General features: G+C 42.3%; 11 protein-coding genes. 7 read left to right on the top strand and 4 right to left on the bottom strand.

Features of this window, described 5'->3' with window-relative positions:
* Positions 1 to 68: 68 nt before the first annotated feature.
* Both AC3CH4_RS23075 and AC3CH4_RS23070 read right to left on the bottom strand, forming a co-directional pair.
* Complete coding sequence (locus AC3CH4_RS23075; RefSeq protein WP_081279982.1) at positions 69 to 806, bottom strand: EAL domain-containing protein; 738 nt, start codon at positions 804 to 806, stop codon at positions 69 to 71.
* Between the two features lie 575 nt (positions 807 to 1,381).
* Complete coding sequence (locus AC3CH4_RS23070; RefSeq protein WP_114635373.1) at positions 1,382 to 2,017, bottom strand: hypothetical protein; 636 nt, start codon at positions 2,015 to 2,017, stop codon at positions 1,382 to 1,384.
* Between the two features lie 285 nt (positions 2,018 to 2,302).
* Between AC3CH4_RS23070 and AC3CH4_RS23065 the strand changes: the two genes are divergently transcribed.
* From AC3CH4_RS23065 to AC3CH4_RS23055, 3 genes are all read left to right on the top strand, one after another.
* Complete coding sequence (locus AC3CH4_RS23065) at positions 2,303 to 2,548, top strand: DUF2164 domain-containing protein (RefSeq protein ID WP_017059821.1); 246 nt, start codon at positions 2,303 to 2,305, stop codon at positions 2,546 to 2,548.
* Between the two features lie 185 nt (positions 2,549 to 2,733).
* Positions 2,734 to 3,273: a cytochrome b gene (locus tag AC3CH4_RS23060; RefSeq protein WP_146455689.1), complete on the top strand. Its 540-nt coding sequence runs from the start codon at positions 2,734 to 2,736 to the stop codon at positions 3,271 to 3,273.
* Positions 3,270 to 3,839 carry a YceI family protein gene (locus tag AC3CH4_RS23055; protein ID WP_004730890.1) on the top strand — a complete coding sequence of 190 codons (570 nt, stop codon included), beginning with the start codon at positions 3,270 to 3,272 and terminating at the stop codon, positions 3,837 to 3,839. The genes AC3CH4_RS23060 and AC3CH4_RS23055 overlap by 4 nt, the downstream gene beginning before the upstream one ends.
* 314 nt (positions 3,840 to 4,153) lie before the next feature.
* On the opposite strand, the gene focA is transcribed toward AC3CH4_RS23055, so the two are convergent.
* Positions 4,154 to 5,605, bottom strand: a complete 1,452-nt coding sequence (focA, locus tag AC3CH4_RS23050) for a formate transporter FocA (protein WP_054546901.1) — start codon at positions 5,603 to 5,605, stop codon at positions 4,154 to 4,156.
* Positions 5,606 to 5,878: 273 nt separating this feature from the next.
* Between focA and AC3CH4_RS23045 the strand changes: the two genes are divergently transcribed.
* Together AC3CH4_RS23045 and AC3CH4_RS23040 are read left to right on the top strand one after the other, a co-directional pair.
* The gene (locus AC3CH4_RS23045) at positions 5,879 to 6,784 is read left to right on the top strand and encodes a LysR substrate-binding domain-containing protein (RefSeq protein WP_488543904.1); all 906 of its coding nucleotides are present in this window, start codon (positions 5,879 to 5,881) and stop codon (positions 6,782 to 6,784) included.
* A gap of 204 nt (positions 6,785 to 6,988) precedes the next feature.
* Positions 6,989 to 7,483, top strand: a complete 495-nt coding sequence (locus AC3CH4_RS23040; RefSeq protein WP_017079195.1) for a DUF1097 domain-containing protein — start codon at positions 6,989 to 6,991, stop codon at positions 7,481 to 7,483.
* Between the two features lie 181 nt (positions 7,484 to 7,664).
* Here AC3CH4_RS23040 and AC3CH4_RS23035 read toward each other — a convergent pair whose 3' ends face one another.
* A complete protein-coding gene (locus tag AC3CH4_RS23035; RefSeq protein ID WP_488543903.1) occupies positions 7,665 to 9,476 on the bottom strand; it encodes a DUF2813 domain-containing protein in 1,812 nt (603 codons plus the stop codon).
* A gap of 238 nt (positions 9,477 to 9,714) precedes the next feature.
* On the opposite strand from AC3CH4_RS23035, the gene AC3CH4_RS23030 reads away from it, so the two are divergent.
* Positions 9,715 to 11,454, top strand: coding sequence for a bifunctional metallophosphatase/5'-nucleotidase (locus AC3CH4_RS23030; protein ID WP_488543902.1), 1,740 nt, complete (start codon positions 9,715 to 9,717; stop codon positions 11,452 to 11,454).
* A 663-nt stretch (positions 11,455 to 12,117) separates the two neighbouring features.
* Complete coding sequence (locus AC3CH4_RS23025) at positions 12,118 to 13,119, top strand: TerC/Alx family metal homeostasis membrane protein (RefSeq protein ID WP_488543901.1); 1,002 nt, start codon at positions 12,118 to 12,120, stop codon at positions 13,117 to 13,119.
* Positions 13,120 to 13,349 lie beyond the last annotated feature (230 nt).

Genomic DNA, 13,349 nt, shown 5'->3' with positions numbered 1-13,349 from the left:
ATTAAAAAGCCGCTAACCAATGGTAAAGCGGCTTCCTGTAGAATAGAGAATAGAGAATAGGGGGCAGTTTAGATTGCGAGGCGGAGATCTAACTCAATCGGCTTTGGCATCGCTAAGTGATAGCCTTGATACATATCGAAGCCTAAGCTTTGCATTGCTGCGAGCTGTTGTTCGGTTTCGATACCTTCGATTACGGTCTTAGCACCAATTTGATTAGCAAGGCTAAGAACCAATTCCATCTCGCTTGTGTCGCCTTGTTCAAAATCCAACATGACAGAGCGATCTATCTTGATGATATGAGGATTAATATGACGAACGCGCTGTTCTGTTGACGCTTGTGTTCCAAAATCATCAACAGCAATTTGAAAGCCGTTCTCTGCGAGAGAGTGAGCAGCATCTTTCAAGCGTTCTTCACTTTCTGCATTCAGTTCTACCAGCTCCATGACGATTTGTTCGCATGAAAGGTTAAGTTCATGCAGGCGTTTAGCCAACAGGCTGTCACTGACTTTTTCTGCGGCAAACAGCTCACCAACGTTTGGAAGAACGTTTAGGAAGAGGTGTAAATGACGAATATTCGATTGCGCGAAGTTACGGATATGGATAGCGCGACTCAGCCTTTCTACATTGATCTTGTCAGTGCACAAGGTATCGTCGGAATGGAAGAAGTGATCAGGACGAACAACATCCCCTTTGCTATTCGAAATACGAACCAAAGCCTCAACGCCTATCTGAGTCATTGAACTGTCAAATATAGGTTGATAGACACTTCTAAGTGTTAAGTCTTGATATTTCGCAATAAACTGCATATCGGCATCCACAGATATACAGCTAATAAATTCACTTCTGTCTGATAAAATCATAGTCGCTAATAAAGGTGTTTATTTAATGACGAAAATATACGTCATGGCTGTCACAATATTGACAGGTGTAAGTAAATTGTCAATTAATAAAAATTCATTTGTAGGGTCAATATTTAAATAAATATAATTAACGAAAAATCAGCATGATAAATGACATTAGCCATTAAATTTACTTATCATTCACTATATTTGATAGTTGCAGTGAATTTAATGGCTAAGTAACGTCTCTCATATTAACCCCAGCCAATATAAGGCTAGAATGCTGATACACCAGAGAAAAGTAGGGTTAAAGGCTTAGATTGTGGGGGAATGTCAAAGTTACAAAACAGAGAGACTAAGCGAGTTACATAGAAATGGTATCTATCTCTCAAAATCGAGACGGCAAGTACAACAACTATTAATAATTAAAACAGAAGGTTCGAATAATTAATGAACAAGGAATGAGTTGTCTTTTATAAAATATTGGGATGAAGGTCTAACAATTTACTTTCAATATTGAATGAAAAAGTTGACCCGTATTATCACTGCCATTGAAGTACCGCATAAAGTTGCAGGTATTTACGAACCAATTGTTGATTTCCTGACCGTTTGAGTGGGTGGCTGAATTTAATAAAGCAAGGGCTGATTCTGAAATTGTTATTTAAATCGGAAGCGAATTGAGAATCACTCTCTCTTAGGGTGATGCCTTGCTGGCTGTATTCCGTTATCTCGTCTGGGAGTTCTCCCATCCACCAATGTAACAACTCACTACTGTTTTTACTTCGGCTTATCCAATGGTCGGAGACAATGATCAAAACGTCATTTGGCTGAATGGCAAATCCATACTCTTGCTGCCAGTTATGAATGTCTAGCATCAACTTTTTACGACAGGTTTTTCCTGCACTCACCATATGATGGCTGATCATCCAAACGGTACCGATTTCAGAAGAGATTCGGAAGTGTCGAGGGTTTTCACCAGAAGAGAGTATTTCGAGTGGGCTGATGTTGCTTGCATGGTTAAAGCTAACAAAGGTGTGTTCCATTCGTCGGGCAAAGGCTTTGCCGATGTGATGCTCACTGATTCCTTGATTGTGTACCGTAGGGTAGTGGCGTTCACATAGCTTTAGGCAATCATCTTGAAATTGATTGACGCTTTTAATCACTAGATCTAATAACAATGAAGTCCCTTATACACAGTTACTATCTTATTGATGGGCAATAGTACGGTAATTGAGGTTCCGTTACCTATCGCCAAAGTGCGAGTTCTTGATCCCTCTATCAAAATTAGCTATTGCCGAGCGATTTTATGGATAGCACTGGCACTTCAATTGTCTGTATTCTAAATTATTAGGAATTCTAATTAGTTAGAAGGATTATGCTTAGTTAGCAAAGTTACTGGTGGCTAGCTTAATCTTAGTCAGCTAATCACAATTGATCTACTTACTCTTTATTTGGAAACATTCATGACCATTCAATTAGATTCGAAACAAAAGTCTGAACTCACGCATACGCTTCAAAAGTACCTTCAAGATGAACTTGATGTAGAACTCGGTCAGTTCGACACAGAATTCTTGGTCGACTTCATTAGCAAAAAGTTTGGTGCGGTGTATTACAACAAGGGGATAGAAGATGCTCAGAAAGTCATGGAACGAAAAATGTTGGATATCTCAGATGAGCTCTATGAAATTGAACAAATCGTTGAAATATAGACACAGCAAGCGATTGTTCGACAAAGAAATTTGTCAATAAAGCAACTTGTTCAAAAATTTTGAATAACTTGTTTAATTTGAAATGATGTAACTAATGTAAAGCTTGGTAAATAATATGTTACACAAACTTAGTGTAGGGTACGCTTTTCAAAATTACACGACTCGTTAACATTCGGAACAGATGCATGGACAACAACGTTAAAAATTACAATCCCTTAGCAAGAGCAATGCATTGGATTTCAGCACTCGCAATATTTGGCTTATTTGGTGTAGGCCTATGGATGGTTGATCTTTCATACTACAGCGAGTGGTACAAAACAGCACCAGACTACCACCGTTCGGTAGGCATTCTTTTGGCTACAGTTACTGTTCTCCGCTTGCTTTGGAAACTAGTTACCGCGTCACCTAAGGTGGAAGGTAAAAGCTATGAAGTTGCAGCAGCGAAGATCGCTCACGGCTTTATGTACATCAACTTAGCAGTTTTATTTGTTTCAGGTTATTTGATTTCGACATCAGATGGCCGCGGGATCGAGGTTTTCAATTGGTTCACTGTACCAAGTATGGGTGAACTGTTTGCAAACCAATCTGATCTCGCAGGTACGGTTCACTACTATGCTGCATGGGTACTGATCATTATGGCATCAGTGCACGCCTTAGCGGCGATAAAACACCACGTTATCGACAAAGACGATACGCTACGAAAAATGATAGGAGCTTCAAAATGAAAAAGTCAATTATCGCTACAGGATTAGCACTTGCTATGGCAATGCCTTTCGCTGCGAACGCCGCTGATTACGTGATTGATACAAAAGGTGCGCATGCTTCAGTTAACTTTAAAGTTAGCCACCTAGGTTACAGCTTTATCCAAGGTCGTTTTAACACATTCTCAGGTGATTTCTCATTTGATGAAAGCAACGTTGAAGCGTCTAAAATAAACGTAACGGTTGATACTACAAGTCTTGACTCAAACCACGCAGAACGTGATAAGCACATCCGTAGCGGTGATTTCATCGATGCAAGCAAGTTTTCTGATGCTACATTCAACAGCACGAAAGTGGTTGATAAAGGCGACGGCAAACTTGAAGTTATGGGCGACCTTAAACTTCATGGCGTAACTAAGCCTATCGTTATCGAAGCTGAATTCATTGGTGCTGGTCAAGACCCATGGGGCGGTGAGCGTGCTGGTTTCGTTGGTACAACTCGTCTAGAGCTTGCTGACTTCAACATTCCAGTAATGGGCGCTTCAAGCTATGTAGACATGGATCTGCACGTTGAAGGTGTAAAGAAATAATCTAGCTTTCAATATTCGCTGACAGGTATCAACATTTTTTAGAAACATCAAAAGTTTGGTCGATACTAAAGAGGTCAGCAGCTGGCTAGTTAGTTAGTCATCGGGAAAGTAGTAAAATAGCTAAAATATAGAGAAAGGCGCAAAGTTTTCACTTTGCGCCTTTTTTATTGAGGTAAATGGCCACGCGTTTAGGTCTGTTTTGTGTCAAACCTTTTACTGCGTCTTAAGCCACCATTTACTTCTGCCAGTCAACGTTGCCATGACTGAGTTATCTAATTGAACTACTAATCCCTAATAGTTCAACTTACGATTCGTTAAGCCGTTTCTAGTTCAGCCTTTGGAACCACGTTTAGTCGGTCACCGTAAATTGGACGTAGTGCTTGCATCACTTCAATGCGAGTTAACACACCGACCATTACGCCATTTTCTAACACTGGCAGCATATGTGGTTGGCTTACTTTCATCGCTTTTGCACGCTCTTCTAGAGAAAGAGAAGTCAGGCGAGTGGCGTAGCCCATGCTTGTAGTAGGGTAAAGTTGCTCTTTGTCGATACATAGGAATTCAGCAACATCGACCAACTTATCACTAGCAGAGATAGCGACTACGTCACGGCTCATTAGGTCTACGACTTTCTGACCTTTTGTCGGGATGTAATCTTGGCACCAAAGGTCAACCATTACGTCGTGAACAGAGAAGATACCCACTAGACGACCTTCAACATCGCAAACAGGAGCGCTAACAAGTTGAGCGTCTAGAAGGGAATCAATTGCTACTGATGTAGGCATTTCTACGCTCAGTGTAATTGGTTGAGTGTTCATGATTTGCTTGATAGTCGTTGCTGTGTTCATAGTGATTTCCTTAACTGACGTAATTTCTGTTGTTTGTGTAATTGCTGTAATTTTTGCTGCTTTCAGCTGCGGGCGACGGTAAATGCTCCAGTTAGCTAAGCCGACCAATACTGAACCACCTACAATGTTGCCGATTGTCACTGGTATTAAGTTTGCGGTGACAAATTTCATGATGTTTAAGTCTGCGTACTGAGCAGGCGTTGCTCCGATTTGCATCCAAAAACTCTCTGGTGCGAATGTTTGAATCGTGATGCCTAGTGGAACCATGAACATATTCGCCACACAGTGCTCAAAGCCTGAGCTAACGAACATTGCAACGGGTAATACGGTCATCATTGCTTTGGTCATGGCGTTCGCAGAGCTGAACGTTAACCAAATCGCTAAACACACCAATAAGTTACAAAGCACACCCAAAGCAAAAGCTTGAACAGGGCTGTGGTGTAGCTTGTGTTGAGCAATGTTCAGAGCGTTTAAGCCCCATTGACCGCCATCCAGTTGATATAAGCCTGCTGCGCTTACCAAAGCCAATAGGAACATGGCACCGATAAAGTTACCGACGTAGACCTTGCCCCAGATAGACAACATCTTGGTGAAGGTTATCTGCTTGTTAGCCCATGAAATGCTTGATAACACTGAACTGGTAAACAGCTCGCCACCGCAAATCACAATCAGGATTAACCCCATACTGAATGCAAGACCGCCGGCTAAACGACTCAATCCCCATCCAGCATCAGCGCTACCCGTGGTCACCGTGATGTAGAATAAAAAAGCAAGCCCGATGAATGCGCCAGCCATGATTGCCAAACTCAATGTCATGCTGCTGGTTTTATTTGCTTTGCTTAATGCAAACTTCTCGGCTTCCGCCATCATTTCTGTTGGCGAGAACAGTTGCTGATTTTCAGAAGTGCTGGTTGCCATATCCCCCCCTTGAACAATCCGTCATGTGTAATTCCTAGTGTTAACGACTTGGTTAATCCGTAATGGTTAATCAGTGATTTTTTGCAGGGCTCGTTGTGTCCTGCCATTCCAGATTAGGGGGTAGAGGGGTAGAGGTAAAATTGATAATTTTTAGAAACCACATCAAATTTATTGATATAGATTGGGTTACGCGTAGAATGAAATTGATTGCTCATCGGCTTAAGAAAAAACGAGCAACAGGACACAAGTTATTAAAAGAATTAAGGATGAATTTTGCGTTATTCATTAAAGCAACTCGCGGTATTTGATGCAGTGGCAGATTCCGGGAGTGTAAGTCAAGCAGCAGACAGATTGGCGTTGACTCAATCGGCGACAAGTATGTCTCTTGCACAGTTGGAAAAAATGCTCGGCAGGCCTTTGTTTGAAAGGCAGGGCAAGCAAATGGCCCTTACTCATTGGGGTATGTGGCTAAGGCCTAAAGCGAAGCGTTTACTGCAAGATGCGCAGCAAATTGAGATGGGTTTTTATGAGCAGCACTTACTAAGTGGAGAGCTCAAACTCGGTGCAAGCCAAACACCAGCGGAACACCTTGTTCCTGACCTCATCAGTATTATTGATAACGACTTTCCTGAGATGCGAATCTCGCTCGGCGTACAAAGTACCGATGCGGTTATTGATGGCGTATTAGATTATCAATATGACATGGGTGTTATCGAAGGCCGTTGTGATGACAACCGAGTTCACCAAGAAGTGTGGTGTACTGACCATTTAACGGTGGTTGCATCGGCTCATCACCCGTTTGCGAAGCGTGAACGAGTAAGCTTGGCGCAATTAGAACAAGCAAAATGGGTATTACGTGAACATGGTTCGGGTACTCGCAAAGTTTTTGATAGCTCTATTCATCATTTAATTGGTGATCTTGATGTTTGGCGAGAGTATGAACACGTTCCTGTTTTAAGAAGTTTGGTTGCAAACGGCCCATATTTAACGTGTTTACCTTATCTCGATGTCGAACAGTTTGTTGAGTCTGGCCAACTGGTCACGTTAAATGTCCCTGAGCTTGAAATGGAAAGAACCTTGTCCTTTATTTGGCGTGCAGATATGTCTGAGAACCCACTTGCTGAGTGTATTAAGCGAGAAGGTAAACGCATGATGAAAGGCAAACCGTCGGTTCTGTAGCGATAAATTGATAAAAGACTAATAACTATTTATGTTGAATAAGCGATTCCGGTCTCCATCTGGTGATAAATGCATGTTCGCATACATTATTAATGTGATCACGATCGGCTAAAAGAAGGCGTTCTTCCCATAATATGCTTACTTGATTTTAAGTGAGGCTAAATCCGGTTGCGATGAGTTACGTAATTAGGCTTTAGAAATAGTATGAGTACATTAGTCGCGATTTCATTAACAACAGGTATTTTGTCAGGTCTATGGGGATGGATTGCTATCTCTTTCGGCTTATTGTCATGGGCAGGTTTCTTAGGTTGCACCAGTTATTTTGCTTCGCCAACAGGCGGCGTTAAAGGACTAGCCGGTAGCTTATTGACCAACATGACAGGCGTATTCTGGGCAATGGTGATTATCGAAAGCTCAACCTTCGCAGGGTTAGAGATATTAGGCTATATGATTACCGCTATTGTGGCTTTCTTTATGTGTATCCAAGCGAAACAAGCGTGGCTAGGTTATATCCCAGGAACCTTCATTGGTTGTTGTGCGACGTTTGCTGCAGGTGGCGATTGGCAACTTGTAGTACCATCTTTACTGCTTGGTGGTGTATTTGGATACTTGATGAAAGCAACGGGGCTATGGCTTCACGAGAAATCGACTCAATCTTCGGAAGTGGTTGAACAACACACTAAGCAAGCTAAGGCCTAATTAATACGTTAAGCCGTAGTTTAGTGACTGTAAACTCTTGCAAGATAACCCCCAATTAATTTGTATATCGATTTATACAGGCACACCACTTGGTGTGCCTTTTTTGGTTCTTGGTTAAGCCAATCAGTCAAAAAATTCATCTGCAGAAGAACCAATAGCATCTATCAATTAATTAAAGCACTTAGGTGTTGCCGTTTGCCATGGTGATGACACGTTTTAGCGTCCACCTCAATAACAAGGGAATACAGTCTTGTCCTTGATTCTCACAATGAGACACGATCGCTAAAGCCAGATCTGGTTTTGCGTGTTTCTTAAGAACTTTAGCTACGACTTTTTTCGCTGGGATAGGGTGATCGTGAGGAATCTTAACCATGTCTCTGAAAAAGTTCTCAAACCCATTCATATACAAGTAGTGCTCGATGTCCCTATCAGGCAGTTCTGTGAGGCGATGTCGCTCTTGATCGTTCCCAAGTTTAGATAGCACTGTTGCCGCATATTTTTTGCCTGCTGCATCACCATCGGTGACGACATGCCAATCGATGCCAAACTCTTGCGCGACTTTGATTAATGCCTTTAGTCCTGATTGAGCGAACTCAATAATCTGAACGCCTTCCGCAGCAAGGTTATACCCACATTGGTTGGCTAGCTCGTTAAACAACCAAACTTCAGTCTCACCTTCTACCAATAACCAACAGCGAGCATACAGAGCACCTGAACGATGGAAACGAATATGAAAACCAATTCGACGAAGCTCATCTTTGCTAAAGTGGTTCATGTTGAGTTGGTTAGCGATGGTTTTATCGGACTGACGCACCAAACGACGAATCGATTGAAGTGGTACAGCAGCAAGTAGATCGCCACTGTTGGTGGTAAGGATTTTTTGCATGGGTAACTTCTGCATTAAGCTCCAAGCCCTTGCTAGGTGCGTTGGGTGCAGTCGACCCTCTGGATCTTCAAGGATCAAAAGAGGGCGCGCACATCGTCTTAAGTCTGTCGGCCCTTTGGCCTGTAGATAAGCGTTAAGTAACCCCATGAATAACAGCCGAGTTTGCTTATTCTTGGTCTCCTCGACCAATTGATGAATGCTCTTGTCGTTCGCTCCAGCTGAGTACAGTAGCCCGTCACGCGGTTTTCTCGGATTCTTACGTGAGACACTCTTAAACGAGAAGTAGTGTTCTATTAAGCTTTGCATTGACTCAAGACTACTGCGCATTTCACCTTTATTAACATGTCCGGGTATCGCCATAAGACGGCGGCAGGTGTTGTCGATCCGCTTTTCTATTCTTGCCTGACGGCCATTGCCATTGCCATTGCCATTGCCGTTGCTGGCGTTTCCATTCGTGCCGTGACCATTGGTTGTGTGATTATGTCCGTTCCCATGCACGTTATTTGGATTATTGTTCCCATTTCCGTTTGCATTGTTAGCGTGACCGTTATTAGCGTGAACATTAGTCGGCAGGTGAGCATTGTGGTTGAGTGAATTTCCGTTGAAAGGGCGATCAAAGTGCCTAGCGTCTCGTAAACGGATCACAGGATGTAAGGTCATTAATTCTTGAGCGAGTTTTTCTGAGTGATGGAGTTTGAGCGGATTACCGTCCAAACCTAAGAATGCGTAGTTTGTGGTCGTTTCATATTGTTCTAATGTGGCACTGATTCGATAATAGATACGATAGACGCCAAATTCATCTTGAACCCATATAGGTTTAAGCTTGCGATAACGACCAGCGTTGAGTTCGCTCTTGTCATTGGCTTTTAAAGCGAGAACAATTTGAAGATGTTGAGATTGTGGATGTGAAACCGAGTAATCGACATGAAAATCAGTCATTTCGAAGTGATATGGCACACCGTCAGAGGGAAGAACGACGGAAAGGGCATCCAGTAATGAAGACTTACCCCAAGTATTTTCACCAATCAGCGTGGTTAGCTCGTCAAACGCGAGTGACATGCGCTTGATACCTCGAAAGCCAGAAATCTCGATTCTTTCTAGTTGCATAGGCTTACTCCTAACGGAAGGCTCTGCTAATTGTTTGAAAGCTAACAGATATCTTTAATCATAATCGAAAAATACCAATCCGGTATGCTCACCTGTCACAAAACCCGTTGTTTATTTATACGGATCGAAACGAGATTTTTGATCTATCTCGAGTATTTTTTTGCAGTGCAGTTTCATAAAATTCACGATTCTGTCATGATTCTCGACCTAGTATGAAGGGACAAAGAGAGAAGAAAATATGACTAAAAAGAATAAGCCGACAAAAATAGTGTTGGCACACATCAACGACACCCACTCATACTTTGAACCAACCTCGTTACAGCTATCACTTAAAATGAACAACCACATCATTGAACCTTATGTGAGTGCAGGTGGCTTTGCTCGAATTTCAACACGCTTTAAACAAATAGAACAAGATGCCCAGCGTCAGAAGGTTGGAACCCTGTTCCTACACGCTGGTGACTGCTTCCAGGGGACTTTGTACTTTTCTTTATTCAAGGGAAAAGCCAACGCCGATTTGTTGAATGCCCTTAATGTAGATGCCATGACGCTTGGCAATCACGAGCTAGATATGGGTAATGAGCCCGTTGCGATTTTCGCGAAAAGAATCAAATTCCCATTGTTGGCCGGTAACTGGAATCTATCGAATGAGGATATCAATAAAACTCATACCTTAGCGGACAACGAAATTGTTAAGCCTTATCTGACTGAAACGCGAAGTGCTTCTTTTATAACGAAAGAGTTTGATGGCGAGAAGGTTGCAATATTCGGCTTAAGCATCGACAAGATGGCAGGCATTGCTAATCCAGATATCGATACACCATTTGAAAATGCTTTAGAAACAGCAAAAGCGACCATTGAGCAGATTCATAAAGCTGGTATCAACAAGATTGTGTTACTTAGCCATCTTGGTTACGAAGCTGATTTAGAGTTAGCAGCCAACGTAACAGGTATTGGTGTCATTGTTGGTGGTCATAGTCATCGCTTACAAGGTGATTTCTCTGATATTGGCTTAGTTAAAGATGATGATTACGGCGTGAAAATCGGTGACACTTATGTTGTGCAAGCGGGTTTCCATGCAATGAGTCTAGGACACTGCGAAATTGAGTTCGATGCTAAAGGCAAAGTGACTCACTTTAACGGTAAGAACGAACTGCTACTAGGCCGTCGACTGTTTATAGACGCAAAATTGAGTGAAGTAGGGCAAGACGATGCCCACGATATGGCGTGTGAGTTTTTGAACAACCACCCCAATATTGCGGTATGTAAAAAAGATCCGGAACTTCAGAGCATTCTTACGGATAAATATCAGCCGAGAGTTCGAAAGCTTCAGCAACAAGTTATTGCTCATGCAGATACAAAACTGCGCCACATACGTATCCCGGACGAGAAAGGCCCGAGCCAACTAGCGCCCTTAGTTGCTCAATCATTTCACTACCTAATGAACAAAAAAGGGCATCAGGTTGAATTTGCCATTCACAACGCAGGTGGTGTTAGAAATTCACTGAATAGCGGCGATGTCTCTATTGCCGATATTGCCGGAAAACTACTACCGTTTGCCGTACCCATTGGTGTGTATGAAGTAAAAGGTGAAACGATCGCAGGCATGCTTGAAGGTGCAATCAACAATGCTTTGGATAATGGCGTTGTAGGGACAGGTTCAGGCAGCTTTCCTTATACGCATAACTTGAGGTTTTGTTACCACAAAGAAGCACCTCTAGGGCATAGGGTTCACCATTTAGAAATTCACTCTGAAGTATTGGGCTGGCAGGCTGTTTCTCGTGACCGTATTTACCGAGGCGCGTCGTCAGCCTATACCATGAAAGGAAAAGAGGGCTATAACGCCGTCTTGGATATGATAGGTGATGGCGTGGTTACGACCGACTCAATGGCAGACTGTTTCATCGAGTTTCTACAAGACCACCCAGAGTCACTGCAACACAACGAGCCGCTAAATTGTTTGGAGTGTTTTAGATAGTCACAGGTAATTTAGATAGTTACAGGTAATGCTTGTGGTTAGTATTATTAGTTTTGCCTATTTATAAATTTGGCATTGTTTATGCTTTATTCCTGCAGGTCGCCTTCTTGTGGAGATAAGCATGGATAAGAAAGATTGGTTAGATGCGGTAGCGGTGGTTGGTTGGGTATCGGTTTGGTCTGCGTTAGTGTACTTGGTACCCGCTGCAGGTTTATAACGTAGCGTGCCTTGAAGTGAGCTGTCAGACAAAGCGCGTACAAGACTCGTTCGTTATTCGTATCATTGAATAACGGATTTGTATCATGAGTAACGGTAATAGGGGTTAATCCTCTAAGTAGTATTCTCAGAATCAATACGAATGTCGTTTTGATAAGCCTATAGAAATAAATGAGGAGCGTTTTGCTCCTTTTTTATTTATTTCCGAAAATTTTTCTAGACGAAACAAAGATAGAGGAATATTATCCACGCGTTTGGGGAGTAGTTAGCGCAAGTTTACATATCGTCATCTCGTTAGGCCAAGAGTCTATCCGGTATGTAAAGGTGAAATCCCATATTTCACTTCAACGAGACCAACGCAATCACAATCACAATCAAGATCCGTCGTGGAACTTGATAGTTTTGTTTGCGGAAGGTCTTTGTACAGTTCTTCCGCCCGGAGGAATAATGAACTCAACACAATCTCTATTATCTACAAATAGTGAATCCTTTTTTTCATCGCCAATCATGACGACTTACGTGGGCTTTTTCCTGCTGACAGTCATTCTCGTCTCTATTGATATCTATCAGACTCGTGGTGGCAGCGTAACCATCAAGAAAGCGGCAATTTGGAGCGTTTTCTGGTTTGTGCTCGCGTTTTTATTTGCTGGTTCCATTTACCTTTTTTGGGACATCTATGCGCCGAATAGTGAATACACAGCCCAAAAAGCAACCGTGTCATTTATTACCGGTTACTTGTTAGAAAAATCCCTTAGTGTAGACAACTTGTTTGTTTTCGCGATGATCTTTGCTCAATACCAAGTTCCCGAGCACCTAAGGCCTCGAGCGCTTCTTTGGGGCGTAATTGGCGCATTAGTGCTTCGTGCAATTATGATCGCATTAGGTGCTCAGTTATTGGCTGAATACCACTGGGTGCTTTATGTATTTGCTGCGTTCCTAATTGGTACGGGTATTAAGCTGGCGTTAGACAAGGGCGAAGAGGAGAGCGTGAATACGCTACCTGAGAAGTTACTTCGTAAAGTGATGCCTGTAACTGAAAACTTCCACGGCCCAGCGTTGATGATCAAGCAAGGTACCAAATGGGTACTCACGCCAATGATGTTGGTGATTGGTGCCATTGCGGTCATGGATGTGATGTTCGCACTGGATTCTATTCCAGCGATTTTCGCCGTTACGCGAGAACCATTCTTAGTACTGGCTGCGAACGTATTTGCATTGCTTGGCCTTCGTTCTTTGTACTTTGTTCTTCAAGGCATGATGGATAAGTTCATCTACTTGAAGCCTGCACTGGCATTCATCATGGTGTTCATTGGTGTGAAAATGCTATTGGTTGACAGTGAGTGGGCTATCCCAACGTATTGGTCGCTAGCTGTTCTGATTTCTACTATGACGATTGCAGTTATAGCGTCGATTTATGCGAAGAAGCCAGACATTGAACAAGTAAATTAAAACAAAAATAACTTATCGAAAACTCGATAATAATTAGGTGATCAATGAAGCTTGAAATTTATTTATGTAAATTTTTTGTGACATTGACCGCTGTTGTTTGAGGGTTATTTGTACTAAATGCATGATTTAGGCACTACTGTGAATTTTTAATCATCAAGCGTGAATATGTATTTCGAGGCGTTGTTAATGATTTGTTTTATTAGAAAAACTAATCTGAATTTCTAATTTTA

This window comes from Vibrio sp. QJM3NY_26 (assembly GCF_057786005.1).
Note: the sequence above shows the minus strand (reverse complement) of the source record. Positions and strands in the feature narration are given on the sequence as shown.

Excerpts from the sequence above, each read along its gene's own strand:
- AC3CH4_RS23075 (WP_081279982.1), bottom strand. The coding sequence starts at position 806 with ATGCAGTTTATTGCGAAATATCAAGACTTAACACTTAGAAGTGTCTAT.
- AC3CH4_RS23065 (WP_017059821.1), top strand. The coding sequence starts at position 2,303 with ATGACCATTCAATTAGATTCGAAACAAAAGTCTGAACTCACGCATACG.
- AC3CH4_RS23060 (WP_146455689.1), top strand. The coding sequence starts at position 2,734 with ATGGACAACAACGTTAAAAATTACAATCCCTTAGCAAGAGCAATGCAT.
- AC3CH4_RS23055 (WP_004730890.1), top strand. The coding sequence starts at position 3,270 with ATGAAAAAGTCAATTATCGCTACAGGATTAGCACTTGCTATGGCAATG.
- focA (WP_054546901.1), bottom strand. The coding sequence starts at position 5,605 with ATGGCAACCAGCACTTCTGAAAATCAGCAACTGTTCTCGCCAACAGAA.
- AC3CH4_RS23040 (WP_017079195.1), top strand. The coding sequence starts at position 6,989 with ATGAGTACATTAGTCGCGATTTCATTAACAACAGGTATTTTGTCAGGT.
- AC3CH4_RS23035 (WP_488543903.1), bottom strand. The coding sequence starts at position 9,476 with ATGCAACTAGAAAGAATCGAGATTTCTGGCTTTCGAGGTATCAAGCGC.
- AC3CH4_RS23030 (WP_488543902.1), top strand. The coding sequence starts at position 9,715 with ATGACTAAAAAGAATAAGCCGACAAAAATAGTGTTGGCACACATCAAC.
- AC3CH4_RS23025 (WP_488543901.1), top strand. The coding sequence starts at position 12,118 with ATGAACTCAACACAATCTCTATTATCTACAAATAGTGAATCCTTTTTT.